This is a genomic window from Aeromonas sp. MTB (assembly GCF_056632455.1).
The window spans coordinates 4,473,630-4,500,056 of sequence record NZ_CP147026.1; the positions used below are offsets into that span (position 1 = coordinate 4,473,630).

At 57.6% G+C, this 26,427-nt stretch carries 22 protein-coding genes; 14 read left to right on the forward strand and 8 right to left on the reverse strand.

Features of this window, described 5'->3' with window-relative positions; translation table 11 throughout:
• The first annotated feature begins 8 nt into the window (after positions 1 to 8).
• The 4 genes from glyS to WBR25_RS20550 all read left to right on the forward strand — a co-directional run bounded on the left by glyS (position 9) and on the right by WBR25_RS20550 (position 5,632).
• Positions 9 to 2,078, forward strand: coding sequence for a glycine--tRNA ligase subunit beta (glyS, locus tag WBR25_RS20535; protein ID WP_479749104.1), 2,070 nt, complete (start codon positions 9 to 11; stop codon positions 2,076 to 2,078).
• A 284-nt stretch (positions 2,079 to 2,362) separates the two neighbouring features.
• Positions 2,363 to 3,319: an FRG domain-containing protein gene (locus WBR25_RS20540; protein ID WP_479749105.1), complete on the forward strand. Its 957-nt coding sequence runs from the start codon at positions 2,363 to 2,365 to the stop codon at positions 3,317 to 3,319.
• A 449-nt stretch (positions 3,320 to 3,768) separates the two neighbouring features.
• Positions 3,769 to 4,656, forward strand: coding sequence for an endonuclease/exonuclease/phosphatase family protein (locus WBR25_RS20545; RefSeq protein WP_005357351.1), 888 nt, complete (start codon positions 3,769 to 3,771; stop codon positions 4,654 to 4,656).
• A 481-nt stretch (positions 4,657 to 5,137) separates the two neighbouring features.
• Positions 5,138 to 5,632, forward strand: a complete 495-nt coding sequence (locus WBR25_RS20550) for a DM13 domain-containing protein (RefSeq protein ID WP_150998327.1) — start codon at positions 5,138 to 5,140, stop codon at positions 5,630 to 5,632.
• A 74-nt stretch (positions 5,633 to 5,706) separates the two neighbouring features.
• Here the strand turns inward: WBR25_RS20550 and WBR25_RS20555 are convergent, their stop codons facing one another.
• On the reverse strand, positions 5,707 to 7,971 hold the full coding sequence (locus tag WBR25_RS20555; protein ID WP_479749107.1) for a methyl-accepting chemotaxis protein: 2,265 nt from the start codon (positions 7,969 to 7,971) through the stop codon (positions 5,707 to 5,709).
• 219 nt (positions 7,972 to 8,190) lie between these two features.
• The gene (locus tag WBR25_RS20560) at positions 8,191 to 8,895 is read right to left on the reverse strand and encodes a GntR family transcriptional regulator (RefSeq protein WP_005357335.1); all 705 of its coding nucleotides are present in this window, start codon (positions 8,893 to 8,895) and stop codon (positions 8,191 to 8,193) included.
• Positions 8,896 to 9,177: 282 nt separating this feature from the next.
• Between WBR25_RS20560 and WBR25_RS20565 the strand changes: the two genes are divergently transcribed.
• Both WBR25_RS20565 and WBR25_RS20570 read left to right on the forward strand, forming a co-directional pair.
• The gene (locus WBR25_RS20565) at positions 9,178 to 10,767 is read left to right on the forward strand and encodes an alpha-glucoside-specific PTS transporter subunit IIBC (protein WP_323925388.1); all 1,590 of its coding nucleotides are present in this window, start codon (positions 9,178 to 9,180) and stop codon (positions 10,765 to 10,767) included.
• Positions 10,764 to 12,089, forward strand: a complete 1,326-nt coding sequence (locus WBR25_RS20570) for a 6-phospho-alpha-glucosidase (RefSeq protein WP_206692012.1) — start codon at positions 10,764 to 10,766, stop codon at positions 12,087 to 12,089. The genes WBR25_RS20565 and WBR25_RS20570 overlap by 4 nt, the downstream gene beginning before the upstream one ends.
• Positions 12,090 to 12,153: 64 nt before the next feature.
• Here WBR25_RS20570 and WBR25_RS20575 read toward each other — a convergent pair whose 3' ends face one another.
• Positions 12,154 to 13,158, reverse strand: a complete 1,005-nt coding sequence (locus tag WBR25_RS20575) for a substrate-binding domain-containing protein (protein ID WP_005355925.1) — start codon at positions 13,156 to 13,158, stop codon at positions 12,154 to 12,156.
• A gap of 434 nt (positions 13,159 to 13,592) precedes the next feature.
• Here WBR25_RS20575 and WBR25_RS20580 point away from each other — a divergent pair, with 434 nt between their 5' ends.
• The 7 genes from WBR25_RS20580 (at position 13,593) to glpG (ending at position 19,733) form a co-directional block, all read left to right on the forward strand.
• Positions 13,593 to 14,714: a branched-chain amino acid ABC transporter substrate-binding protein gene (locus WBR25_RS20580; protein ID WP_005339442.1), complete on the forward strand. Its 1,122-nt coding sequence runs from the start codon at positions 13,593 to 13,595 to the stop codon at positions 14,712 to 14,714.
• 66 nt (positions 14,715 to 14,780) lie between these two features.
• Complete coding sequence (gene livH, locus WBR25_RS20585; protein WP_005339439.1) at positions 14,781 to 15,707, forward strand: high-affinity branched-chain amino acid ABC transporter permease LivH; 927 nt, start codon at positions 14,781 to 14,783, stop codon at positions 15,705 to 15,707.
• Positions 15,707 to 16,975 carry a high-affinity branched-chain amino acid ABC transporter permease LivM gene (locus WBR25_RS20590; RefSeq protein ID WP_005355922.1) on the forward strand — a complete coding sequence of 423 codons (1,269 nt, stop codon included), beginning with the start codon at positions 15,707 to 15,709 and terminating at the stop codon, positions 16,973 to 16,975. Before livH ends, WBR25_RS20590 begins: the two co-directional genes overlap by 1 nt.
• The gene (livG, locus tag WBR25_RS20595) at positions 16,972 to 17,745 is read left to right on the forward strand and encodes a high-affinity branched-chain amino acid ABC transporter ATP-binding protein LivG (RefSeq protein WP_005357323.1); all 774 of its coding nucleotides are present in this window, start codon (positions 16,972 to 16,974) and stop codon (positions 17,743 to 17,745) included. The genes WBR25_RS20590 and livG overlap by 4 nt, the downstream gene beginning before the upstream one ends.
• Before the next feature lie 10 nt (positions 17,746 to 17,755).
• Entirely contained in the window at positions 17,756 to 18,457 is a 702-nt protein-coding gene (locus WBR25_RS20600) for an ABC transporter ATP-binding protein (protein WP_005342433.1), read from the forward strand.
• A gap of 122 nt (positions 18,458 to 18,579) precedes the next feature.
• A complete protein-coding gene (gene glpE / locus WBR25_RS20605; RefSeq protein WP_005355913.1) occupies positions 18,580 to 18,903 on the forward strand; it encodes a thiosulfate sulfurtransferase GlpE in 324 nt (107 codons plus the stop codon).
• Positions 18,900 to 19,733 (forward strand): rhomboid family intramembrane serine protease GlpG, encoded by an 834-nt coding sequence (gene glpG / locus WBR25_RS20610; protein WP_158111266.1) that lies wholly within the window; start codon positions 18,900 to 18,902, stop codon positions 19,731 to 19,733. Before glpE ends, glpG begins: the two co-directional genes overlap by 4 nt.
• Before the next feature lie 66 nt (positions 19,734 to 19,799).
• Here the strand turns inward: glpG and WBR25_RS20615 are convergent, their stop codons facing one another.
• On the reverse strand, positions 19,800 to 22,241 hold the full coding sequence (locus WBR25_RS20615) for a VolA/Pla-1 family phospholipase (protein WP_479749111.1): 2,442 nt from the start codon (positions 22,239 to 22,241) through the stop codon (positions 19,800 to 19,802).
• 300 nt (positions 22,242 to 22,541) lie between these two features.
• Between WBR25_RS20615 and ubiK the strand changes: the two genes are divergently transcribed.
• On the forward strand, positions 22,542 to 22,799 hold the full coding sequence (ubiK, locus tag WBR25_RS20620) for a ubiquinone biosynthesis accessory factor UbiK (RefSeq protein ID WP_005339429.1): 258 nt from the start codon (positions 22,542 to 22,544) through the stop codon (positions 22,797 to 22,799).
• Positions 22,800 to 22,853: 54 nt separating this feature from the next.
• Here ubiK and WBR25_RS20625 read toward each other — a convergent pair whose 3' ends face one another.
• From WBR25_RS20625 to ubiD, 4 genes are all read right to left on the reverse strand, one after another.
• Positions 22,854 to 23,867 (reverse strand): GGDEF domain-containing protein, encoded by a 1,014-nt coding sequence (locus WBR25_RS20625; protein ID WP_342402526.1) that lies wholly within the window; start codon positions 23,865 to 23,867, stop codon positions 22,854 to 22,856.
• 71 nt (positions 23,868 to 23,938) lie between these two features.
• A complete protein-coding gene (locus WBR25_RS20630; RefSeq protein ID WP_257124013.1) occupies positions 23,939 to 24,070 on the reverse strand; it encodes a hypothetical protein in 132 nt (43 codons plus the stop codon).
• Positions 24,071 to 24,086: 16 nt separating this feature from the next.
• Positions 24,087 to 24,785: an NAD(P)H-flavin reductase gene (fre, locus tag WBR25_RS20635; RefSeq protein WP_005339423.1), complete on the reverse strand. Its 699-nt coding sequence runs from the start codon at positions 24,783 to 24,785 to the stop codon at positions 24,087 to 24,089.
• A 146-nt stretch (positions 24,786 to 24,931) separates the two neighbouring features.
• Complete coding sequence (gene ubiD / locus WBR25_RS20640) at positions 24,932 to 26,401, reverse strand: 4-hydroxy-3-polyprenylbenzoate decarboxylase (RefSeq protein WP_479749114.1); 1,470 nt, start codon at positions 26,399 to 26,401, stop codon at positions 24,932 to 24,934.
• Positions 26,402 to 26,427 lie beyond the last annotated feature (26 nt).

Below are 26,427 nucleotides of genomic sequence, written 5' to 3' on the forward strand. Positions count from 1 at the left end.
GAACGGACATGGCACAACATACATTTCTGGTAGAGATCGGTACTGCTGAGCTGCCGCCCAAAGCCCTGCGCTCCCTGGCCGAAGCCTTTGCCGACAACTTCAAAGCCGAACTGACCAAGGCCGATCTGGCCTTCGGCGACGTCGAGTGGTTTGCTTCACCGCGCCGTCTGGCGCTGAAGGTAAGCCAGCTGGCTGGCGAACAGCCGAGCAAGAGCGTCGAGAAGCGCGGCCCGGCCGTGGCTCAGGCGTTCGATGCCGAAGGCAAGCCGACCAAGGCTGCCGAAGGCTGGGCCCGTGGCAACGGCATCACCGTTGAGCAAGCCGAGCGTCTGGTCACCGACAAGGGTGAGTGGCTGGTTCACACCGCCAAGGTCGAAGGCCGTCCGGCCGTCGATCTGCTGGGCGAGCTGGTTAGCCAGGCGCTGGCCAAGCTGCCCATCCCGAAAATGATGCGCTGGGGCGACAAGACCATCCAGTTCGTGCGTCCGGTCTTCACCGTGACCCTGCTGCTGGATGGCGAGCTGGTTCCCGCCCATATTCTGGGTATCGACTCTGCCCGCACCCTTCGCGGCCACCGCTTTATGGGCGAGAGCGAATTCACCATCGACAACGCCAGCCAGTACCCGCAGATCCTGCAGGAGCGCGGCATGGTGATTGCCGACTTCATGGCGCGCAAGGCCAAGATCAAGGCTGACGTCGAAGCGGCCGCTGCCGCCTTCGGTGGCGTAGCCGATCTGGACGACGCCCTGCTGGAAGAAGTGACCGCACTGGTCGAGTGGCCTGTGGTGCTGACCGCCAACTTCGAAGAGAAGTTCCTGGCCGTGCCGGCTGAAGCGCTGGTTCACACCATGAAGGGTGACCAGAAGTACTTCCCGGTCTACGACAAGAACGGCAAGCTGCTGCCGAAGTTCATCTTCGTCACCAACATCGAGTCCAAAGACCCGAGCCAGATCATCAGCGGCAACGAGAAGGTGGTTCGCCCCCGTCTCTCTGACGCCGAATTCTTCTTCAAGACCGACCTCAAGCAGACCCTGGCCTCTCGCCTGCCGCGCCTTGAAACCGTGCTGTTCCAGCAACAGCTGGGCACCGTCAAGGCCAAGGTCGAGCGCATCGAGACCGTTGCCGGCTTTATCGCCGAGCGTATCGGCGCCGACGTAGCTCAGGCCAAGCGTGCCGGTCTGCTCTCCAAGTGTGACCTGATGACCAACATGGTCGGCGAGTTCACCGACACCCAGGGTGTCATGGGGATGCACTACGCCCGTCACGATGGCGAAGACGAAGCGGTGGCCGTGGCCCTCAACGAGCAGTACATGCCGCGCTTTGCCGGTGATGCCCTGCCGTCTGGTCTGGTTGCCTGCGCCGTCGCGCTGGCCGACAAGTTCGACACCCTGGCCGGTATCTTCGGCATCGGCATGCTGCCGAAGGGTGATAAAGACCCGTTCGCCCTGCGTCGCGCCGCCATCGGTGCCCTGCGCATCATGACCGAGAAGCAGCTGGATCTGGATCTGGTTGAACTGGTTGAAGAAGCGGTACGCGTCTACGGCGACAAGCTGACCAACAAAACCGTCGTTACCGACGTGGTCGACTTTATGCTGGGCCGCTTCCGCGCCGCCTATCAGGACGAAGGCATCGGTGCCGACGTGGTGCTGGCCGTACTGGCCCGCCGCCCGACCCGTCCGCTCGACTTCGATCGTCGCGTCAAGGCCGTCAGCCACTTCCGCACCCTGGATGCCGCACTGGCACTGGCTGCAGCCAACAAGCGCGTGAGCAACATTCTGGCCAAGGTCGAAGGCGAATTGCCGACTGCCGTCAAACCGGAACTGCTGGTCGATGCCGCCGAGAAGGCGCTGGCTACCCAGGTTGCCGAACTGCAAGCCGAACTGGCCCCGCTGTTCGCCGCCGGTGACTATCAGGCTGCCCTCACCCGTCTGGCCGCCCTGCGCGAGCCGGTCGACACCTTCTTCAACGAAGTGATGGTGATGGCCGACGACGAAGCCCTCAAGGCCAACCGTCTGGCGCTGCTGAACAACCTGCGCAACCTGTTCCTGCAAGTCGCGGATATCTCCCTGCTGCAGTGATTTGGGTTGGGTTGAGTGATATATAAAACGGCGCCGTTAAGGCGCCGTTTTTTATTATATGGATACACGAAATAGGGTGTGTAAGTTCTTATCGGCATATATGAATAACGGCAATATGACTGAAAATAAAGTAAAATCCACAACTTCCTTTTAGAAGGACACAAAATAATCTAATGTCATAATTAATAAAATTAAAGTTACATCACATATTTAATTAAAATTTTTGATATGAATAAAAGACTATAGTAGTATTTTTCTCAACTCATTATTTTATATGGGAATGTATGAAAATAAATAACCAAACCAATCCGATTGAAATTAAATGTGTTGCAGACGCAATATGGCTAGCGACTTCAGAAAAATCACACAACTCTAAAAATTGGTGGTTTAGGGGGCACTCTAACTCAAGTCATAAGCTTATCCCAAGTCTATTCCGCCCCGTCAATGGTAATTACTATGATGAAAATAAACTAATCAGTGAATTTGTTAGAATTCATCCAGAAGCTAGAGAACGCCACACCGATACATTAGAGCTTTTGACATATGCACAACATTACGGATTACCAACAAGACTTCTTGATTGGACAGAAAACGTATTAGTTGCTCTATATTTTGCTTGTTCTGGAGATAAAGATATCGATGGGCGACTATTCTTCTTACCAGATTACATAGAGGATATATATTCCTTTGATTATTACAACTTTAATTTCGGCGAAATACTAACAAGAGAATTGATATTATTCAATGATGCTGATGATTTAAGAGAACTTTTCATTAAAGTTTTCAATATAATAGATGAACGTAACATTAGCTTCATTCGAAATCAGATAGCAATAAATAACAAGCCACTTGAGCAGCTATTGACACCTCAAGGTAACTTCCGCGGACAGCCCATAAATGTAGGCTTCGATTTAATTTTCAATGAGCTTCGTGGTGGTACAAACTACAGAATAAAACATGCAGGCTTCATGTATTCACCTAAACGTTTAAATAAAAGACTAATAACCCAACAAGGCTGTTTCACCTGTCACACTGGAAAAATACTAGCGAACAGACAATACATTAAGATAAATGATGAGTTTGATAAAATGTCTCGCTCTTTTGTTATACCTAAAAAATTCAAAGACAAAATATTAAAAGAGCTTTCCTTCTGTGGGATCTATGAGGCGTCATTATTTCCTGAGTTGGAGTATCAAACAAAATATATTAAAAACTATTCACTTTTCGATACAAAATGGTAGCCCGTAGGTTCGATTAGCCGTCAGGCGTAATCGGACGTTAGCGTAAATAGGATCTCCCGCTATCACAGCCAGCCGAATTTTCCCCTCCGGCTGGCCGACGCTGTTGCACGGCAACAACCGCAATCAAAGCTTCTCGTTCGTCCGATTACGCTGAGCTAATCGCACCTACAGAAAGTGGTAGCTTGTGGTATGTCTGCCTGACGCCGATCAACTATGGCTGGCACCATTCACACTGCTATTATTTTCTTTATAAATACCTGTTTAATAATGGGGCAGTTGAAACTCCTGAATAGTGGGCTGCATCACAATAACAGCAAAAACAACTTGGTTAATTCTCATCGAAAACTTAGTGTATAAAAATCAGAGGTTGAATATAAAAACCTCCATAAAACCATTCCTTTTCCGATAAAAAAATAACGCAAAAGACAGCATTTTCTATAGAGATATTTATGAACAAACTATACAGTCTTTTTTTCATTGGGGCGCTAACACTTCCACTCTGTGCCAATGCTCAGGATGGGCGAGCCAACAACAACCAGAACAGCCGTGAAGTGGCCAGCGCCATGAACGGGTTACCCAACAAGGTGTTTGCACAAAATAAAGGCCCATCCATCACTGTTGCCACGTTCAATATTGGTGCGGCAAAAGTGTCAAATATCAGCTCTATTGCAGCAGCAATAAAGGCTAGTTCAGCTGATATTGTTGCATTGCAGGAAGTTGATCAACTAACAAAGCGCAGTGGTAATATCGATCACTTGGCTGAATTAAAAAAACTCACCGGCATGAACGGTGTGTTTGGTGCAGCAATTGACTTTGATGGTGGTAAATATGGTTTGGCATTCTTGTCAAAATATCCGATCAAAACCAAAGAAATTGTACAACTGCCATCCGGTAACAGAGAACAACGAATAGCGCTGATCACCGAAGTTTCCGTGCCGGGCTTCCCGGCCACTATTACCGCAATCAACACCCATCTGGATACCAAGGAGAATCCAGAAATACGGATTGGCCAAATCCAGGAGCTTAATGACCGGACAATTGAAATTCGTGGCATAAAAGTGCTCATGGGTGATTTTAATGACACGCCAGAAACCACCAGCATCAAGGAAGTCACAAAATACTGGAACTCGATCACCCCACTAAATCGGGAGCATCGTACATGGCCTGCAAATAATCCTGAAATCGGGGTTGATTACATTTTTACCAGCAATGCGCAGCGCTGGAATATCAAAAATGTCACCATTCCAGCCAAGACTGGTGTTTATGCTGGTATCAATTGGCCAACCGTCAGCGATCATTTGCCAATTATGGCGACACTGCAATTAACCGAACAGTAATTTGGTGGTCAATTCCTGAGGCTTTTTGCTTTTATAGCATGCTCTTCTGGATATCACGCCCCGAGAGGAAAATACTCTCGGGGCTATGACATATCCCTCTTGCCAACCCATAGCCATTGATTAGCTGAAGATCTAACTTGTTGTATATCGCTCTTTCCTCTACAGCTATCCCCGATTTCCCCCCTCCGGCTGGCCGCAACTTACTCACTGAAACAGCCGAGCCCCCCCCCCTAGCGAGTCCGATTTCGCTGCACTAAGCGAACCTACAGGCCTGCGGAGTATGCAACTTGGTACTGATTGGTCATTGTCGAATCCATCATGGCCCCGGCTTCGAAACCCTGCCCGAGGTGGATTTCGCCAGCCTCTAAGCCATATCAACCGCGGCTGCGCAAACATCCGGCTCCATAGCGCTGGATGACAAGCGGTTTAGCCAGCACCACTGCTATGATGCTGGCACCTGTTCATCAACGACCGAGATATCATGAAACGCAAAACCATGGCCCTGCTGCTGGGCACCCATCTGCTGGTCGCGGCGGCAGGCTTTGCCGCCGGAGTCTACACCCTGCCGATCCTGATCGCGCCACCCGCACCTGATACCGAGCAGGTAGCGGCCAGCCAGCAGCAAGCGAGATTCCACGGCACCTTTCGCCGGGATCTGAAAGACAGCGATCGGCTGCACTGGGGGGAAGGCAAGGTGAGCATAGGGCCGGATGCCGTCAGCTTGATGGGCAAGCTGGCCCCCGGGCCGGACTACCAGCTCTACCTCTCCCCCGAGTTTGTCGAGACCGAAGCCGATTTTGCCCGCCTCAAGGATCAGATGGTGCGAGTCGGGCCGGTGAAGACCTTCGACAACTTTATCGTGCCGCTGCCCGCCACGATCGATCCGGCCCGCTTCAGCAGCGTGATCGTCTGGTGTGAAACCTTCGGCCAGTTCATCACCGCCGCCCGTTATCAGGATCTGCGTCCGGAGCAGTAACCTCGCCCCAGACCCGCACCTTGAAAAAGGGCTGACATCGCTGTCAGCCCTTTGGCTATCCGATCCGCTCGTCATTAACGCTCCGGCTTGGTCATCTCCTGCAGCAGCTGATCGATGCAGCCCACTACCTGCTCTGAGTTCTGCTCGATCTCGCGATAGAGAGCCTCTGCCTCTTCATGCTTGTGCTGATTTTTCAGCTCGATAATCTGCTGGATCACCTGATGCAGTCTGGCGTGGGGGGCGGCCATCGCCCTGAAGGCGGGTTGATCGCCGCAGCATGCCTGCCCTTCGCTGAAGTACCAGTGGCCAAGGCGGCACTCCTTGTCACTGACCGCCTCGCTGCGCGACAACCCCTCCTGCCCATCTAGATAGGCGCGCACCCGGGTCTTCCAGCCCATATGAGCGGCGCGGGCACGACTCAGCACCATCCGCACGTTGGAACCATCCTGGAACTGTCCGGCCAGATCCCCCAGCTTATCCACCAGGGTCGCCACATGGCTGGCGATATGGGCGGTATCCCGCGCCACCAGCGTGGTGGCCTGGGAGATCTCGTGGACACTGACGATATTGCGGGTGATCTCGTCGCTCACCGAGGATTGCTCCTCCGAGGCAGCGGCGATCTGGGTGTTCATGTCACGAATGCTGTTGACCGCCCCCTTGATCCGGCCGAGGGCTTCCCCCGCCTGATTGGCCCGCTCCACCGACTCCCCCGCCCGCGAAACGCTGTGTTCGATCATGGTCACCGTGGTGCCCACCGCCCGTTGCAGCTGCTCGATGGTGCCACGGATCTCGGCGGTGGAGTGCTGGGTGCGCCCGGCCAGCGAGCGCACCTCGTCGGCCACCACCGCAAAACCGCGCCCCTGTTCCCCGGCCCGGGCCGCCTCTATGGCGGCGTTGAGGGCCAGCAGGTTGGTCTGCTCGGCGATGGACTGGATCACCGCCAGCACCGAGCCAATCTGCTCGCTGGCCTTGGCAACCTCTTTCACCGTGTTGCCCGCGCTGGCGATCTCCTCGGCCAGCTGTTCGATCATGTTGACGCTCTGCTGCACCACCTCATCACCGGTGACCGCCTGATTGTCCGCTTCGTTGGCCGCTTCGGCCGCCTGTGCCGTGTTGTTGGCCACCTCGTGTACCGTGCTGGTCATCTCGGTCATGGCGGTGGCGAGCTGGGTGGTCTGCTCCTGCTGGCGCGTCATGCTGCCAAGATTGCCGGCCGCACTGCGCGACAACCGCTCGCTCTCGCCAGCCAGTTCGCCCAGAGTGGCGGTGAGCTGGCTGATGGTGTCGCGGATCTTGGCAACAAAGGCATTGAATGCCGACCCGAGCCGGCGGATCTCCTCCGGCCCCGCCACTGGCAGCTTGCTGCCGAGATCGCCGGAGCCATTGGCCAGCGCCTCCAGCGCCTTGACGCTGTCGAGCAGCGGTCGATTGATGCGATTGAGTGCGAACGCCATCACCATGGCAATCACCAGAGCTCCTACCAGAGAGATGATCGCCATCTGCCAGCCCTGACGAGCCAGATCGGCCGCGACCAGACTGTGATCCCGGGTCAACTCGATGATACCGACCGCCTTGCCGGAGTAATCGCGCAGGGGCGCCGCCATCACCAGCAAATCACTCCCCTGCTGCGTCATATTGACGAAGCGTTCCTCACCGGCCAGTACCGGCTGATACCACTCCATCGCCTCACCAAGCCGGGATGTGCCAACCAGCGTCACCAGCTTGCCCTGCTCAAACAGATAGATGGCGAGCTGCACCTGCTTGTCCAGCAGTTGGCCAAACAGCTTTTCATCCAGAGCACGACCGAACTCCACCGAACCGACCGGCTGCCCGTTGAAGGTGACCGGCACGACCCCGCGCAAACCGGTACCAGCCACGCCAATCTCCAGCCCGCCAACGGCATGATGCTCGCGATTCACCTCAACCACAGTGGGGCGAATGGCAGAGAGGTCATCACCGTGTTTTTCCGGCTTGTGTACCCGATAGAGGGAAGTAGCTGGCGGCAGGTGGAACTGGAACTGCTCGATCCCCTGCGCCTTGAGGGCGGGCCAGAGCGGATCAAACAGATTGGCGAGGGTCTGCCAATCCTTGTCGGCCACCGCCCTGGCTGCATCCGGCCGCTGGGCGATCAGAGTCGCCGCCAGCACGGTTTCATGGCTGGTGTTTTTGATCACCGCTTCCACGTTCTGGAGCTGGCTACGCAGTGCAGCCTGCTCGGCCGCGAGCGCCCGCTGGCGATTTTCAAACAGGTTAAAGGTAAGCAGCACCACGGCGAGCAATACGATGCCGCCGATTGCCAGCAGCGTGATCTGGTGACCCAGCTTGCGAGGGGGGAACATAAGACACCATCCTTGACAGTCATACCCAACCTACAGGATGGAACGGTTAAGTCGGGAGTCCATCAGAACTTAACCCTTTGTTGATATTGATCAAACGATTAACAGGCAAAATGCGAGACAGCTCAAACGAGGGGAATATCCACCAGATAGAGGGCCATTCCCTGCTTCGTGAAAGGCCCTGCATCCAGACAATAACCAACCCGCAGGCTGGCGAGCGGATTAACGAAAACGGTGCAGGTGGTAGTCGACATGGTAGTCGTTACCATTGCGGAACATGATGGAGTAGTTGAGGAACTCTCCGCTCTCGCTGTATGAGAGCGAGGTGAGCCGCAGGATAGGGGCCCCCTGCTCGATATGGAGCAGCTCGGCAGTAACCCGATCCGCCAGCACGGCACTGAAGCACTCATAGTTACCCGCAATCGCGATGCCGCACTCCCGTTCGATGTAGTCGAATTTGGACCCTTCCAGATGGGCGACCGACAGATTGCGAAACAGTCTGACCGGCATATAGCTCTCTTCCAGCAGCAGAGCCCGACCATCCACCGAGCGGATCCGGCTGGAGTAATAGACGGGTTCATTCACCTTCACCCTCAGCTGGCTGGCGATGGCCGGTGGCGCAGGCATGGTGCGAAATTCCAACACCTGGCTGGTCAACGTGCGCCCCTGCTCGCGCATCAGTTCGGTAAACCCGCTCAGCCCTTTGGTCTCATGCTGGACATCCTTTTTCGTCACATAGGTGCCGCTGCCGTGGCGCCGCTCGACCAATCCCCACTCGATCAACATGTCTACCGCTTTGCGAATGGTCATGCGGGAGACACCATACTGTTCTGCCAGCGCTTTTTCGCCCGGCAACACATCTCCCACCCGGCACTCGGCACCGTTTACCCTGATCCTGAGTCGATCAGCCACCGATTTATAGATCACTGCTAGACATCTCCTGTGGTCACAACGCCAACCATCTTATTCTCAATCAAGTAGCTAAATTGCTTAAAAACAATAACTTAACTTTCAACTAAAGCTGCAAGAACATCACGAAACCAAGAGGTACAACAATATCGCAAAAGTTAGACATCTTTGTCTAAATAACTGCATGCGTCAGATCACATTATTCCAAGATATTTCATGAGGTCTCTTTTTATCGTTGCTAATTTGCATCTGGCAACACCGGCAAGGATTCGATTAGCTATTTCAACCAAGGGACAATATATGCTCAGTCAAATTCAACGTTTTGGCGGAGCAATGTTCACTCCTGTACTGCTTTTTCCTTTTGCAGGTATGGTAGTAGGCATTGCAATTATGCTGAAAAACCCGATGTTTGTCGGTGAATCACTGGCAAACCCACAAGGATTATTCTTCCAGATCATCCATATTATTGAAGAGGGTGGCTGGACAGTATTCAGGAATATGCCGCTGATATTTGCCATTGGCCTGCCAATCGGTCTGGCAAATAAGGCTCAAGCCAGAGCCTGTCTGGCTGTATTGGTCAGTTTCATGACCTGGAACTATTTTATCAACGCCATGGGCATGACCTGGGGCAGTTATTTCGGGGTCGACTTCAGTCAGGATGTGGGGGGGGAAAGTGGCCTCACCATGGTGGCGGGGATCAAAACCCTGGATACCAGCATCATAGGGGCCATCGTCATCTCCGGCATCGTGACGGCACTGCACAACCGCCTGTTTGATCGCCAACTGCCGGTCTTTCTCGGCATCTTTCAGGGCAGCTCCTTTGTCACCATTGTCGCCTTCTTCGTGATGATCCCCTGCGCCTGGCTGACCCTGCTTGGCTGGCCAAAAGTACAGATGGGCATCGCCTCCCTGCAGAATTTCATGCTGGTCTCGGGTCCGGTCGGGGTGTGGGTATACACCTTCCTCGAGCGGATTTTGATCCCGACCGGCCTGCATCACTTTATCTACGGCCCCTTCATCTTCGGTCCAGCGGCAGTAGAGGGGGGCATTCAGCTCTATTGGGCACAGCACATGCTGGAGTTCAGCCAGAGCACTCGCCCGCTGATTGAACAGTTCCCTCAGGGTGGCTTTGCCCTGCACGGCAACTCGAAGATTTTCGGTGCCATGGGGATTGCTCTGGCCATCTATGCCACGGCAGCCAAAGAGAACAAGGCCAAGGTGGCAGGCCTGCTGATCCCGGCCACCCTGACCGCCATTCTGGTCGGTATCACCGAGCCGCTGGAGTTCACCTTCCTCTTCATCTCGCCGCTGCTGTTTGCCATCCACGCCCTGCTGGCAGCCACCATGTCGACTGTGATGTACCTGTTTGGTGTGGTCGGCAACATGGGTGGAGGTCTGCTCGACCAGTTCCTGCCGCAGAACTGGATACCCATGTTCCACAACCATGCGGGAATGATGTTCACCCAGATCGCTATCGGGTTGGTCTTTACCGGAATCTGGTTCCTGATATTCCGCGCGCTGATTATCAGACTCAATCTTAAAACACCGGGCCGGGAAGACAGTGAAATAAAGCTTTATTCCAAGTCAGATTATCAGGCAGCCAAAAACCAGCGTGGCAGTGATAGTGCAACACAAATTATCGAAGCGCTTGGTGGAGTCAAAAATATACGCAGTCTGAATAATTGTGCCACCCGCTTAAGAATATCGCTGGTTAACAGCAAGCTAGCCGCTGCAGATGAGGAGTTTATTAAATTGGGGGCCCATGGTGTCGTCCGCCATGGCGATAGTATCCAGGTAATTATCGGTCTGCATGTACCTCAGGTACGTGAAAATATGGAATCGATTATGAACAACAGTCATCAACAATCGTCTTTAGTAATGGAGTCATGATCATGAAAAAATTCTCTGTAGTCATTGCCGGTGGTGGCAGCACTTTTACTCCTGGTATCGTTCTGATGTTGCTGGAAAATCAACATCGCTTCCCGCTCAAGGAGATCAAATTCTACGACAACGATGGTGCCCGTCAGGAGATCATCGCCGAAGCCTGCAAAATCCTGCTGAAAGAGAAGGCTCCCGAGATCGCCTTCAGCTATGGCACCGACCCCAAAGCAGCGTTTAGCGATGTAGATTTCGTCATGGCCCATATCCGGGTTGGCAAATATCCGATGCGCGAGCTGGACGAGAAGATCCCGCTGCGTCATGGCGTGGTCGGTCAGGAGACCTGCGGCCCGGGCGGTATCGCCTACGGCATGCGCTCCATCGGCGGAGTGCTGGAGCTGGTCGACTATATGGAGCAGTACTCACCCAATGCCTGGATGCTCAACTACTCCAACCCGGCCGCCATTGTGGCCGAAGCGACCCGTCGCCTGCGTCCCAACGCCAAAATCCTCAACATCTGCGACATGCCGATCGGGATCGAGGGGCGCATGGCCCAGATTGCCGGTCTCAAATCCCGCAAAGAGATGCGGGTACGCTACTACGGCCTCAACCACTTTGGCTGGTGGACCCGCATCGAGGATCTGGAAGGTAACGACCTGATGCCGAAGATCAAGGAGCACGTCGCCCGCCACGGCTATGTGCCCAATAGCGCCAGCCATGCCGAAGCAAGCTGGAACGATACCTTCGCCAAGGCAAAGGATGTATGGGCGCTCGACCCGGATACCCTGCCCAACACCTATCTGAAGTACTACCTCTACCCGGACTATGTGGTGGCCCACTCCAACCCGGAACACACCCGCGCCAACGAGGTGATGGAGCACCGCGAGAAGCAGGTCTTCACCGCCTGTACCGACATCGTCAAGGCAGGCAATTCAGCAGCGGGCGAGCTGGAGATCGATGAACACGCCTCCTATATCGTTGACCTGGCAACCGCCATTGCCTTCAACACCCAAGAGCGGATGTTGCTGATCGTTCCCAATCGCGGCGCCATCCCCAACTTTGACCCGGAAGCCATGGTCGAGATCCCCTGCCTGGTCGGCAGCAGCGGACCAGAGCCGCTGCAGGTGGGCAGCATCCCGCTGTTCCAGCAGGGCATGATGGGTCAGCAGGTCGCGGTCGAGAAACTGGTGGTCGAAGCCTGGGTCGAGCACTCTTACCAGAAGCTGTGGCAAGCGATCACCCTATCCAAGACAGTGCCCAGTGCCTCGGTAGCCAAGTCCATTCTCGATGACTTGATAGAGGCCAACAAAGCCTACTGGCCGGAACTGAAGTAAACCGCCCATAAACAAAAACCCCCTCGTGACAGAGGGGGTTTTTCGTTTTGGCAACGGGTGCGGATTAACGCAGCGGTTTGACCGAGCGACGGACGATCAGCTCGGGCTGTACCGTCATCGACTCCACTTCCAGCTCCTTGTTGCGGATCCGGCTGACCAGATGCTTCACCGCCAGCTGGCCCAGTTCGGCCTTCGGGTGGCGGATGGTGGTCAGCGGCGGGCTGGAGAAGCGCGCCATCTCCACATCGTCGTAACCGATGATGGAGATATCGTCCGGCACCTTGACTCCCGCTTCCCAGGCAGCGCAAATCGCGCCGATCGCCATGGGATCGTCAAAGGCAAAGACCGCGGTCGGACGAGGCTGCAGGGCCAGGATACGCTGCATGGCATCGAAGCCGCTCTGGCTCTCGTAGTCCCCTTCAAAGACCTGTTCATCTTTGAGGGTCAGACCATGTTCACCGAGCGCATCACGTACCCCGTCCAGTCGCTGCTGGGTGGTCGGCTTGGAGAGCTGGCCAGTGATGCAGACGATATCGCGGTGCCCCAGCTCCAGCAGATGGCGAACGGCCATGCGGGCGCCGATGCGGGCGTTGTCGTTGATGACGTTGGCGAAATCGCACTCCGTGCCCCAATCCAGTACCACCTGCGGCACGTTCTTGTGGATGCGCAGCATGTCGCGCAACGGGGTGTCGATATCGGTACCCAATACCAGCAGGCCATCCACCCGTTTTTCCATCAGCATTCTCAGGTAATGCTGTTGGCGAGGCGGCTGGTTTTCGGTGTTGCAGAGGATCAGGCTGTAGCCCTGTTCGAAGCAGTACGCTTCAACCCCTTGCACCACTTCTGCGAAGAAGGGGTTTACGCTGGTGGTGACCAGCATACCAATGGTCTTGGTCGAATTTATTTTAAGACTGCGCGCTACCGAGTTGGGCGCGTAGTTGAGTTCTGCCACCGCCTCAATCACTTTCTGGGTCGCGTCTTCGCTGACCCGCCGAGTGTGGTTGAGCACATGTGAGACGGTGGAGATGGATACGCCTGCGCGCGAGGCGACATCCTTGATAGTGGCCATCTCTGTCTCCTGACTGTCAAAGGCGGAACATTAGCAGATTTCCCGAATAAAGGCTTGGTTTTAACGAGCTCTGCCACGGAATTGTCAATGCCGGCTAATTTAGGCGCTCATTTCTGTTTGCGCAAATGGATTGTGGTCAAAATGGGAGCGCTGTCAGAGTAAAATATCGCCAGATTAATCCTCTGGCGTTTGTCAGAATCGCCTCTCGTTACCAAGATGTTAAGTCAACAAATCAAAATTAAGCTCTGATTAGCCGAAAATAACAGGTCATTTATTTCAAAATCCGCCCATCCAACCCCCTCTGGTTAGTATCTTTAACAGCTTGTTATTGCCCCGTGAGGAATGATAGAACCATACCTATAGCCGGATGCACGGGATGTAGATCCGGAATGGCACACGGAAATGAAACAATCCACTGATTAAGGGACGAATCAATGCATAAGTTGAGCAAAATCACAGTTGGCGCAGCGGTTTCTTTGGCTCTGTTTGGATCGATCTCCATCGCCCACGCGGCAGACACCATCAAGATAGGTATCGCAGGCCCGGTCACCGGCCCGGTCGCCCAGTACGGGGACATGCAGTTCACCGGCGGCAAGATGGCGGTCGAGCAGATCAACAAGGCTGGCGGCATCAATGGCAAGCAGATCGAAGCGGTCGTCTATGACGATGCCTGCGATCCCAAACAGGCGGTGGCCGTCGCCAACAAGGTGGTGAACGACGGCGTCAAGTTTGTGGTCGGCCACCTCTGCTCCGACAACACCCTGCCCGCCTCCGACATCTATGAAGACGAGGGGATCCTGATGGTCACCCCCGCCTCCACCAACCCCAAGATCACCGAGCGCGGTTACCAGCTGACCCTGCGCACCATCGGCCTGGATAGCGATCAGGGCCCGACTGCCGCCAAGTACATCATCGAGCAGGTCAAACCCCAGCGCGTGGCCGTTATCCACGACAAGAAGCAGTACGGTGAAGGGATCGCTTCCAGCGTCAAAGCGGCGCTCGACAAGGCTGGCGTGAAAGTGGTGGCCTTTGAAGGGATCACCGCCGGTGACAAGGACTTCTCCGCCCTGATCGCCAAACTGCAGAAAGAGAACGTCGATTTCGTCTACTACGGCGGCTATCACCCTGAGCTGGGTCTGATCCTGCGTCAGGCTGGCGAGAAAGGGCTGAAAGCCAAGTTCATGGGCCCGGAAGGGGTGGGTAACAAGGATATCTCCGCCATCGGTGGCCCGGCTTCCGAAGGCCTGCTGGTGACCCTGCCGAACAAATACGATCTGGTACCTGCCAACGCCCCGCTGGTGGCGGCGTTCAAGGCCAAGGGTCAGGACTCCTCCGGCCCGTTCGTCTGGACCACCTATGCAGCGGTGCAAACCCTGGCAGCCGGTATCGCCAAGGCGGGTGAAGATGACCCGGCTGCAGTTGCCGCCGCCATCAAGGCTGCGCCGATCGATACCGTGATGGGCCCCCTGACCTGGGCACCGAACGGTGACCTGAAAGGCTTCGAATTCGGTGTGTTCCAGTGGCACGCTGACGGTACTTCCAGCCAAGTCAAATAATCTGCCGATCGGGGGTGAGTACGCTCACCCCCTCCTCTCTTTGCGGGCAAGTACAGGGAACGCAGTATGTCCGAACACCTCCTCTATCTGGTTCAGCAACTGCTGAACGGATTAACCATAGGCAGCACCTATGCGTTGATCGCCATTGGCTACACCATGGTCTATGGCATCATCGGCATGATCAACTTCGCCCACGGCGAGGTTTACATGATCGGCTCCTATGTCGCTTTTATGGTGATGGCGGGGCTCATGATGATGGGCATCGACAGCACCTTTCTACTGCTGGGGGGCGCCTTCCTGGTCAGTATCATCATCACCGGCACCTATGGCTGGAGCATCGAGCGGGTCGCCTACCGGCCACTGCGCGGTGGCAACCGGCTGATCCCCCTCATCTCCGCCATCGGCATGTCGATCTTCCTTCAGAACATGATGCGAATGGCGCAGGGCTCACGGGATATCGCCATGCCCAGCCTGATCTCCGGTGGCTGGACCCTGGGGGGTGAAGATGGTTTTCAGGCCAGCCTCTCCTATATGCAGCTGATTATCTTCGTGGTGACTTTCATCACCATGCTGGCACTGACCCAGTTCATCGGCCGCTCCCGCATGGGCCGCGCCTGCCGCGCCTGTTCGGAAGATATCAAGATGGCCAACCTGTTAGGGATAGACACCCACGTGGTCATCTCCATCACCTTCGTGCTGGGGGCCGCGCTGGCCGCCGTCGCCGGGGTGCTGCTCGGCATGTATTACGGCGTCATCAACCCCTACCTCGGCTTTATGGCCGGTCTGAAGGCCTTCACTGCCGCTGTATTGGGCGGCATCGGCAGCATTCCGGGCGCCGTACTGGGCGGCCTGCTGCTCGGTGTGGTTGAAGCCCTCACCGCCGGTTATCTCAGCACCGAGTACAAGGATGTGATGGCGTTCGCCCTGCTCATTTTTGTGCTGCTCTTTATGCCGACCGGCATTCTGGGTCGTCCGGAAGTGGAGAAAGTGTGATGAAACATCAATTTATCCACGCCTGTATCGCCAGCCTGGTGCTGCTGGTTCTCTCTTTCTGGCTGCTCGGCTTCAAGCTGGAGACCGATGGCTCCAGCCTGCAGGTAGTGAGCCGCCTCGATGTGTCGCTGGCCTGGCTACTGGGGGGCGCCACCCTCGTTTTCTGGTTCCAGATGCTGCGCGGCCAGATTGCCAAGCTGTTTCAGGCCTCCATCAGCGGCTTCTCGGTCGGCTTTACCAAGCTGGTGCTGCCGAGCCCGGAAGAGGCGCCCAAGCTCTATAACCTCACCGCCGTGCTGGTGCTGCTGTTCGCGGTGAGCTGGCCCTTTATGGCCTCTCGCGGCGCCATCGATCTCGCCACCCTCACCCTGATTTACATCATGCTGGGGCTGGGGCTGAACGTGGTGGTCGGCCTCGCCGGTCTGCTCGATCTCGGCTATGTCGGCTTCTACGCGGTCGGCGCCTACAGCTATGCCCTGCTCAACACCTACTTCGGGCTGAGCTTCTGGGAGTGCCTACCCATCGCCGGGCTGATGGCCGCTACCTTCGGCTTCCTGCTCGGTTTCCCGGTGCTGCGGCTGCGGGGGGACTATCTGGCCATCGTCACCCTGGGTTTTGGCGAGATCATCCGCATCCTGCTCAACAACATGACCACCCTGACCGGCGGCCCGAACGGCATCTCCGGCATTCCCAAGCCGACGCTGGGGGGGCTGGAGTTCAACCGCACCGTCAAGGATGGGGGCTTTGATACCTTCCACAACTTCTTCGGCATTACCTACAACGCCAACCACAAGGTGATCTTCCTCTACCTGATGGCGCTGGTGCTGGTGGTGGTGACCCTGTTCGTCATCAACCGCCTGCTGCGGATGCCCCTTGGCCGCGCCTGGGAAGCGCTGCGGGAAGACGAGATCGCCTGCAAATCGCTGGGGCTCAACCCCACCATCATCAAGCTGACCGCCTTCACCATAGGCGCTACCTTCGCCGGTTTCGCAGGCAGCTTCTTTGCCTCGCGGCAGGGCTTTATCAGCCCGGAATCCTTCGTCTTTATCGAGTCGGCCATTGTGCTGGCGATTGTGGTGCTGGGTGGCATGGGCTCCCAGATCGGGGTGGTGCTGGCTGCCATCGTGATGACGGTGCTGCCGGAGCTGGCCCGCGAATTCAACGAGTACCGCATGCTGATGTTCGGCCTCTTGATGGTGTTCATGATGATCTGGCGGCCACAGGGATTGCTGCCGATGACCCGTCCGCATCTGGAGTTGAAGAAATGAGTACACATCAGAAGTTAATGGAAGTCTCTGATCTGTCGATGCGCTTCGGGGGCCTGCTGGCCGTCAACGGGGTCAAGCTGGATATCGACAAGGGCGAGGTGATCTCCATCATCGGTCCCAACGGCGCGGGCAAGACCACCATCTTCAACTGCCTGACCGGCTTCTACAGCCCGAGCGGCGGCACCATCCGCTACAAGGGTGAGGAGATCCAGGGGCTGCCCGGCCACCTCATCGCCCGCAAGGGGATTGTGCGTACCTTCCAGCACGTGCGGCTGTTCAAGGAGATGACGGCGGTGGAGAACCTGCTGGTTGCCCAGCACCAGCACCTCAACACCAGCTTTATCGCTGGCCTGTTCAAGACCCCGGCCTTCCGCCGTGCCGAGCAGGAGGGGCTGGAGCGGGCCGCCTTCTGGCTGGATAAAGTGGGGCTCAAAGATCTCGCCAACCGCGCCGCCGGCAACCTGGCCTACGGTCAGCAGCGTCGCCTCGAGATCGCCCGCTGCATGGCGACCCGGCCCGAGCTGCTGATGCTGGACGAACCTGCTGCCGGCCTCAACCCGAAGGAGACCGACGAGCTGGACGAGCTCATCATGAGCCTGCGGGACGAGTTCGGGGTCTCGGTGCTGCTGATCGAACACGATATGAAGCTGGTAATGGGCATCTCCAACCGCATCTTCGTGGTCAGCCAGGGCACCCCGCTGGCCCACGGCAAGCCGGATGAAATCCGCAACAACCCGGCAGTGATCAAGGCCTATCTGGGCGAGTCGTAAGGACAAAATGATGTTAGAACTTCGCAACGTATCGACCCACTACGGCAAAATTCAGGCGCTGCACGATGTCAGCGTCGAGGTGAAAGAGGGTGAAATCGTCACCCTGATCGGTGCCAACGGCGCCGGCAAGACCACCCTGCTGATGACCCTCTGCGGCGAACCCAAGCCCAGCAGCGGCTCCATCTGGTTTGAGGGGGAACAGATCAGCTCCCTCACCACCGCCCGCATCATGCGCAAGGATATCGCCGTGGTGCCGGAGGGGCGCCGTATCTTCGCCCGCCTGACTGTGGAGGAGAACCTGCTGATGGGCGCCTTCTTCGTCGACAAGGCCGAACAGCACGGGTTGCTGGACCAGGTGTTCACCCTGTTCCCGCGCCTGCACGAGCGCCTGCAACAACGGGCGGGCACCATGTCCGGCGGCGAGCAGCAGATGCTGGCCATCGGCCGTGCCCTGATGAGCAAACCGCGCCTGCTGCTGCTGGATGAACCCTCGCTGGGGCTGGCCCCCATCGTCATCCAGCAGATCTTCGACACCATCGAGCAGTTGCGCCAGAAGGGGATGACCATCTTTCTGGTGGAGCAGAACGCCAACCAGGCGCTCAAGCTGGCCGACCGCGGTTATGTGCTGGAGAACGGCCACGTGGTGCTGCAAGACACGGGCGCCGCCCTGCTGGCCAACCCGGCGGTGCGGCAGGCCTATCTGGGCGGTTAACCCACTGACAAGCATGCCATATCGACAAGGGAGCCGCAGGCTCCCTTATCTTTTGTGGGGTTAGTTTGCGCCCAAGCTTGCGGTACACTGGCCCGTAATCAACCTATTCGCAGGACATCCCGATGGACCAGTTTGCCCATATCAATGCCCATGATGCCCACCAGAAACTGAGCGCGGGTGAAGCCCGTCTGGTGGATATTCGCGACCCGCAGTCCTTTGAAGCGGCCCACGCGGTCGGCGCCTTCCACCTCACCAACGGCACCCTGGTGCGCTTTATGAACGAAGTGGATTTCGATACCCCGGTCATCGTGATGTGCTACCACGGCAACAGCAGCCAGGGGGCGGCCCAATACCTGCTGCAACAGGGTTATGACGAGGTCTACAGTCTGGATGGCGGCTTCGAGGCGTGGCGCCGGGAGTTTCCCATCGAGGCAGGCGAGGCATGATCCAGCTGCTGGTTCTCGACAACGCCCGCATGGCGCAGGCGCTGGTGGACTATCTGGCGACCTTGGGCATCTCCTGCGAGCTGACCCAGTCCGAGCTGGGGGTCACCATCTGGCTGGCGGACGAGCAGCGCCTCGCGCAGGCCCAGCTGGAGGTGAAGCGCTTTCTGGCCGAGCCGGGCCATCCGCGCTACATGGAGGCCTCCTGGCAATCTGGTAGCGCCGATGCCCGCATCGACTACAGCAAGGGGATGACGGATCCCATCACCGACTTCCTCCATCAGGCAGGGCCACTGACGCTGGTGGTCATCATCGCCTGTCTCGCCATCTACGGGATCGAGGCCATCGGCCTGCCCATCTACGACGAACTGGCATTCCACCCGACACTGGCCCAGTTCACCGACTGGCAGGCGTGGCGCTATTTCACCCCCGCCCTGATCCACTTCTCCGTGCTCCATCTGGTGTTCAACTTGCTGTGGTGGTGGTATCTCGGCGGTCAGATCGAACAGCGCCTCGGCAGCGGCAAGTTGCTGATCCTGCTGCTGGTGGGCGCCGCCCTGCCCAATATCGCCGAGTTTTTTGCCAGCGGCCCGCTGTTTGGCGGCCTCTCCGGCGTGGTCTATGCCCTGCTCGGCTACTGCTGGCTGCGCAGCAAGCTGCAACCCGCCTGTGGCCTGACTCTGCCACCGGCGCTGATGGGCTTTATGCTGTTCTGGATGGTGCTCGGCTTCTTCGACATGCTCGGCACCAGCACCGCCAATATCGCCCACCTGACCGGCCTGCTGGTCGGCCTGCTGCAAGGCTGGCTGGATCGCAACCACCAGCCGACCTGATTTTTCAGCAGCCGCAGAAACGAGAACGCCGCCCCGAAGGGCGGCGTTTTTTTACGCGCTAGGCAGTTACTGCTTGATCAGGGTGTCGTCAGTCACCTTGACCGCCGCACCGCCACTCATAAAGAAGCTGGCGAACTGGGTCTGGATCTCGGTGGTAACCGCGCCAGCCTGATCGAAGTTCTCGTCAGGAGCCAGCAGCGAGCTATGGCCCCCTTTCAGGAAGCGCGCAGCATGGTGACCCGCCGGGAGCACGCCGGAACCCTTCAGCTCTTGCAAACCCAGCACACGGAACAGCGGCTCGGTGCCACCCAGCGGCGCAGAGGCGATGCTGTTGGGGATCACCTGATCCGGCAAGCTGAGCGCACCATCGCCAACAATTTCGGTGGCGAACAGCGGGAAGCTCTTGGCGACGCCACTGCCCAGATTGATCGGGTCCGCAGAGTCCAGCACTGACTGGGCGGCAAAGGTATAGCTCTGCAAGGTGCTCGCTGCACCCGCCTGCGTGGCCGCATCCAGACTGGGCAGGAACTCGTTGACGAAGCAAGTGGCGGCAGCCGTTTTGCAATTCGGTGCATAGGCGGTAAAACCCGCTTTCAGCGCCGGACTGCCCGAGGTAAGCACGCTCATCTTGATGGTCGGCCCGAAGCTCGGCGAGTTGAGCAACAACGGCGCGATGCCGCCACCCGGCATCGCCAGACCACCGGTATCGAACTTGAACAGGGCATCAGCCTGAGCACTGCCGGTGGTCTGGTTGGCGACAGCCAGCAGATTGGCCCCGGTAATGGCACCGAGTGAGTGACCAAGGAAGTGAACTTTCAGACCGGCACCACCCAATTGGCCACCCAATCCCTGGGTGTTGGCCAGACCGACAGCCAGTCGCAGTCCCAGCAGATCGGCCACGCTCTGTTTCAGATTGTCCCGCGCCACCGTCAGATAGTTGAGGTTCAGATAGGGGAGCGGGTTCTCCGATGTGGTCACCGTCGCCATGCTGTTGCTCAGGGCGTAGCCACGTTCGCCGTGCAGCGGGTGATCGATCACCACCACAGCAACCACCTTGTTCACTGATGGGTCTAACCCGGCACCTATCTGGCCCAGCGCCAGCGCATAGGCGTTCTCCTTGATGGAGGTAACCCCGTGTTGATAGATGATCACATCGGTAATGGTATTGAGCGGTGCAGCGGCGAAGATCCGCAGCGGTACCGATTGTACTTCGCTCAGGGTCGGCAACGGGTTGAAACGGCCGATATTGCGCTCGGCATCCAGCGGCTTGCCACCGGAGGTGAGAGTCACCCCGATCAGCTTGCTTGCCTCGGTCAGCAGTTCACTCTGACGGCTCGGGTCGGCGATCAGCTCACCCAGCAATGCCGGGTTCACGCCCGCCCCGACCAGTCCACCGATCACCTCGCTATCGCCCGCTTTCAGCGCGTTGGCGATGGCATAGAGGCTTGGAATGGCGCCGTGCCAGGATTGGGTCTTGGCCTTGTCCCAGGAGCCGGCTATCGCTGGAGTAGAGAGGAAGTAAGGGAGTTTGACGGTACCGGTATACACCTTGGTTAGCTGGGCAACCCCGTTAAGCGGCGTACCAACACCAAAGGCGGCTGTCAGTGCATCTTTCTGATCCTGCGGCAAGAATGGCTCATTCGCCAGCTGGGTCAGAAAATCCACCCCGCCATTAAGACCGTTGATGGTATAGGTTGCTGGCAGGCTGGTGTTGCCCTTGGCATCCTGTTTCCACAGCACCGCGGCGTCCAAGCTCGGGCTCTTCAGCACCGAAGCGGCGGCACTTTTCACTGCCAGCAGCACATCGGCACCAGATTGGGTGGCAAACCAGTCGGAGAAGATCACCCGATCGCTGGTGATCCCGGTGGCCGCTTTGAACAGACCTTCCTGCAGCGAGATCAGGCCGTTGATGGTCTGCTCCTGAGTAGTTGCGCCAGCTGTCGATTTGAAGCTGCTGTAATCGCCTCCCGCCTTGAGCGGTGTGCCGCGACTGTCCTTGAGGGCATCGGTCGCCACGATCATGTAGTAAGAAGAGGGATTGAGCGGCTTGAGCGGAACCAGATTAAGCTTGCCGTCCCCACCGGTGACCACAAAGTCGGTCCCATAAACCAGTGGCTTGCCGCCCTTGACTCCGTTGGGTTGCAGAGTGACCGGATCCAGCGTGAGCTCGAGCAGGTAGAGGGGCGCAACGGCAGAAGCATACTCGCTGGCCGCCGGTGCCGGCACAGAGACACCGGTCACGGTCGCCGGTACCAGCTGGATGGGTTGGGTGGTTGACCAACCATCCAGAGTGGAGAGGGCAGATACCGGGTTCGACAGATCAGCCGTTTCTGTCGAAAACTTCAGGGTACCGTCGCTGGCACGAGGGGCCAGCACGCTCGGGCGCACCCCGTTGGCGCCACTCAGGACGTAGTCGAGGGAGCTGGTGGTGTCTCCCTTGTTGTCATCTCCACCACATCCGGCCAGCAGGGCGCTGACAACAGCTGCATAAATTAGCTTCTTCTTCATTTTTTATTCTCTTTTTATAGGGTTGTTATCCATCACAAGCCAACGGGGTCATCACGACCTCGACTGCAAAACGTTAACATAAAACCAACACCAAATAAGACTCATGCCGGACAGTTCTGGCTCAGCTTTGTGGTGCATGTCATGGTTTCAGGTTAACAAAGGGGCGCAAGGGTAGCAGTTGTAGCCCCATCACCAGACCCGACCAGCCAGCGGGCACCATCACGACTAAAAAGCCGCCGCGATCTCGGCAAAGTGAGGGAATTGTCGGTAGAATGTCCGCCAACGCTTAAGGAGGACATCATGATCGACCCGAAGAAACTGGAAGAGATCGCCAAGCAGGTGCACAACTCCCTGCCGCCCGGCATTCGCAGCATGGGTGAAGAGGCCGAGAAGAAGATGCGTCAGGTACTGCAAGCCCAGCTGGGCAAGCTGGATCTGGTCAGCCGCGAAGAGTTCGACGTGCAGACCAAGGTGCTGCTGCGTACCCGTGAAAAACTGGCCGCCCTCGAAAGCAAGCTGGCTCAGCTCGAGCAGCAGCTCGGCGCCAAAGGCGAATAACAAAAACCCCAGCTCGGCTGGGGTTTTTGCTTTGAATTGAACCTGTAAAAAGCATCACACCTGAAGCAGATACCAGGCCCGCTTGCCGCGTGCCTTGGCCTCATACATGGCACGGTCGGCCACCTCCAATGCCTGTCGGAAGCTCAATGGCTCCTCCTCCCACAGGGCGATGCCGATACTCAGCCCCACCCGTTGCGGGCAACCGGGTTTGGGCACATAGCCGTGCATCCGGCTGATCAGGGCGTCAGCCAGTTGCGCCAGGCCATGGCTCGACACATCCCGGTGCAGATGCACCACAAACTCGTCGCCGCCGTAACGGCCACATAGCGCCGAGCCAGGCATAATAAGGCGCAACCAGTCCGCCATCTGCTGCAACACCAGATCGCCGCAGGCGTGGCCCAGCTGGTCGTTGATCCCCTTGAAATCATCCAGATCGATAAAGAGCAACGCCCCCGCACCTTGCGGCTGCAGCTGGGCAAACGCCTTGCCAAACCCCTGCCGGTTGAGCAAGCCGGTCAGTGCGTCGCTGTTGGCTCGCTCAGCCAATCGCTGCTCATAGGCCTTGCGCTGGGTGATATCGATATGGGAGCCCATGATCCGCAGCGGCTTGCCATCGCCATCCCGATCGACGACCCGTCCCCTATCCCACAGCCAGGTGACCTCGCCTTGCGGATTGATGGTGCGGTATTCGGCTTCATAGAAGGGGGTTTTCCCCTCAAGGTGGGCAAAGTAGCTGCCCATGGCATGGGCGCGATCGTCGGGATGGAGCTTGGCGCTCCACTGATCGAAATGAGGGGCCATGTCACCGGCCTGAAAGTTCTGCAGATTGAAGACCCGCAGCTCGCCGGTAGGAATAGTGCCCTGCCAGAGACAGATGCCGGTGCCATCGAGGGCGGCATTGAGCTTCTCCTGCAACAGGCAGTTTTCATGCTGCAAAGCGGCGATCTCTGCCTGCAAACGGGCTATTTCACCGCCATGAGGGGACGGGTTCAGCGTTGCGACCCGCTCGATAGAGCCGGTCTCTCCCCTGTCATCCTCCGCAGATGCCCTGCCCTCTTCACTCAACACTGCGCCTCCTTGTGCTTGCTCTATGGATGCTCTTGTCAATCCTCCACAAAGATGCCATCAGCTAGGCTCGATTAGTAGCCATTCATAGCCAAAATATTGAAAAATAATGGGATAACGCCGCGATAATCCAACCATTCGGTACGATCAGGTACTGCGGCAGCCACAAAAACAAAAGCCCCCGGCAAAACCGGGGGCTGCGTCATCCAAGCGGGGATCCCGTCAGATAAATTCGTAGGCGTCACCGAAGATGCGCTCCGGCTCGGCGCCGAGGATCTTGAACTCCTCACGCGCGGCCCCCGCCATCTCGAAACGGCCGGCGACATAGATGTCGTAGTCGTGGAGGCTGACGAAGTCATCCATGATCGCCTTGTGCACCAGCCCGCTCTTGCCGGTCCAGTCAGCCTCAGGCTCCTGCACCACCGGGATAAAGGTGAGCGGCGCATAGTCACGCTCCCACTGCTGCATCTGCTCCAGTTCGTAGAGCCAGTGAGCCTGACGCACACCCCAGTAGAAGAACACCGGACGCTTGCTGCCCGTGTCGATCAGGTACTCCAGAATGGAGCGGGCGTAAGAGAAACCGGTGCCGCCCGCCATCAGGATCAGCGGACGGGGGGATTCATCGCGCAGGAACGCCTTGCCAGCCGGCAATTCGACCTCGATCTCCCCCTGCTCGCGCATGCGGGCCAACACCTGACCGGCGTAGGCGTTCTCGGGAGTGGCACCAATTTGCAGCTCCAGCACGCCCGGGCGGGTCGGCGAGTTGGCGATGGAGAAGGGGCGCTTGTCCGAATCGCTCATCACCACCAGCAGATACTGGCCCGGCTTGAAGCTGATCGCTTGCTGCGGCGTCAGGGCCACATGCCAGATGGTGTCGACATATTCGCGCAGTTCCTCTACGCGGCATTTGATACGTTGCATTCTTGTCCTTGTGGCGGGCTCGCTCGGCCCGCTTCGCTCATTGTTTCACTATGGAGTGACGACCAGCAGCCCTGGCCCCGTCAGTCGAGAATACTCAAATCAGTGCGGATCGCATCACTTTTTGCAGCAAAGCTGTCATGTTTGCCTCATCCGAGGATATTGAGCTCATCCCAGATGGCATCGACCTTCTGCTTTACCGCCTCATCCTGCACTATGGGCTGACCCCACTCCCGATTGGTCTCGCCCGGCCACTTGTTGGTAGCATCCAGCCCCATCTTGGAGCCGAGGCCGGAGACCGGCGAGGCGAAGTCCAGATAGTCGATCGGGGTGTGCTCGATCAAGGTGGTGTCCCGTGCCGGGTCCATCCGGGTGGTGATGGCCCAGATCACATCCTTCCAGTCGCGGGCGTTGACGTCGTCGTCACACACCACCACGAACTTGGTGTACATGAACTGGCGCAGGAAGGACCAGACCCCCAGCATCACCCGCTTGGCGTGGCCCGGGTAACGCTTCTTGATGGTCACCACCGCCATCCGGTAGGAGCACCCCTCCGGCGGCAGATAGAAGTCCACAATCTCGGGGAACTGCTTCTGCAGCAGCGGCACGAACACCTCGTTCAGCGCCAGACCCAGCACCGCCGGTTCATCGGGCGGACGGCCGGTGTAGGTGCTGTGATAGATGGCATCGCGCCGCTTGGTGATGTGGGTGATGGTGAAGACCGGGAACTCGTCCACCTCGTTGTAGTAACCGGTGTGGTCGCCATAAGGGCCTTCCGGCGCCATCTCGCCCGGCTCAAGATAGCCTTCCAGCACAATCTCGGCGCTGGCGGGTACCTCCAAATCGCAGCTGATGGCCTTGATCACTTCGGTACGGCTGCCGCGCAGCAGACCGGCAAAGGCATATTCGGAGAGAGTATCCGGCACCGGCGTCACCGCGCCGAGAATGGTCGCCGGATCGGCACCGAGCGCCACCACCACCGGGAATCGCTCACCGGGATGGGCCTCCTGCCACTCGCGAAAATCGATGGCACCGCCACGGTGATCCAGCCAGCGCATGATCAGCTTGTTTTTGGCGATCTTCTGCTGGCGATAGATGCCGAGGTTCTGGCGCTTCTTGTAGGGGCCGCGGGTGATGGTGAGGCCCCAGGTGACCAGCGGTGCCACATCGCCGGGCCAGCAGTGCTGGATCGGGATCTGGTCGAGATCGACCGCATCTCCCTCCTGCACCACCTGCTGGCAGGGGGCGGAAGAGAGGCGCTTGGTCGGCATGTTGAGCACCTGCTTGAAGATCGGCAGCTTCTCCATCAGCTCCTTGAATCCCTTGGGCGGCTCGGGCTCCTTGAGATAGGAGAGCCAGACCCCGACCTGACGCAAGGCGCCCACATCGGGCTGGCCCATGCCCATGGCAACCCGTTCAGGGGTACCGAACAGGTTGGTCAGCACCGGCATGGTGTAGCCTTTGGGATTTTCGAACAGCAGAGCCGGGCCACCCGCACGCAGGGTGCGATCGCTTATCTCGGTCATCTCCAGATAGGGATCTATCTCGCGGGTGATGCGCTTGAGTTGTCCGTTTTGTTCCAGCTGCGCGATGAAATCACGCAAATCCTTGTATTTCATGCAAGTTCCCAACCGGGTTCAGGAGG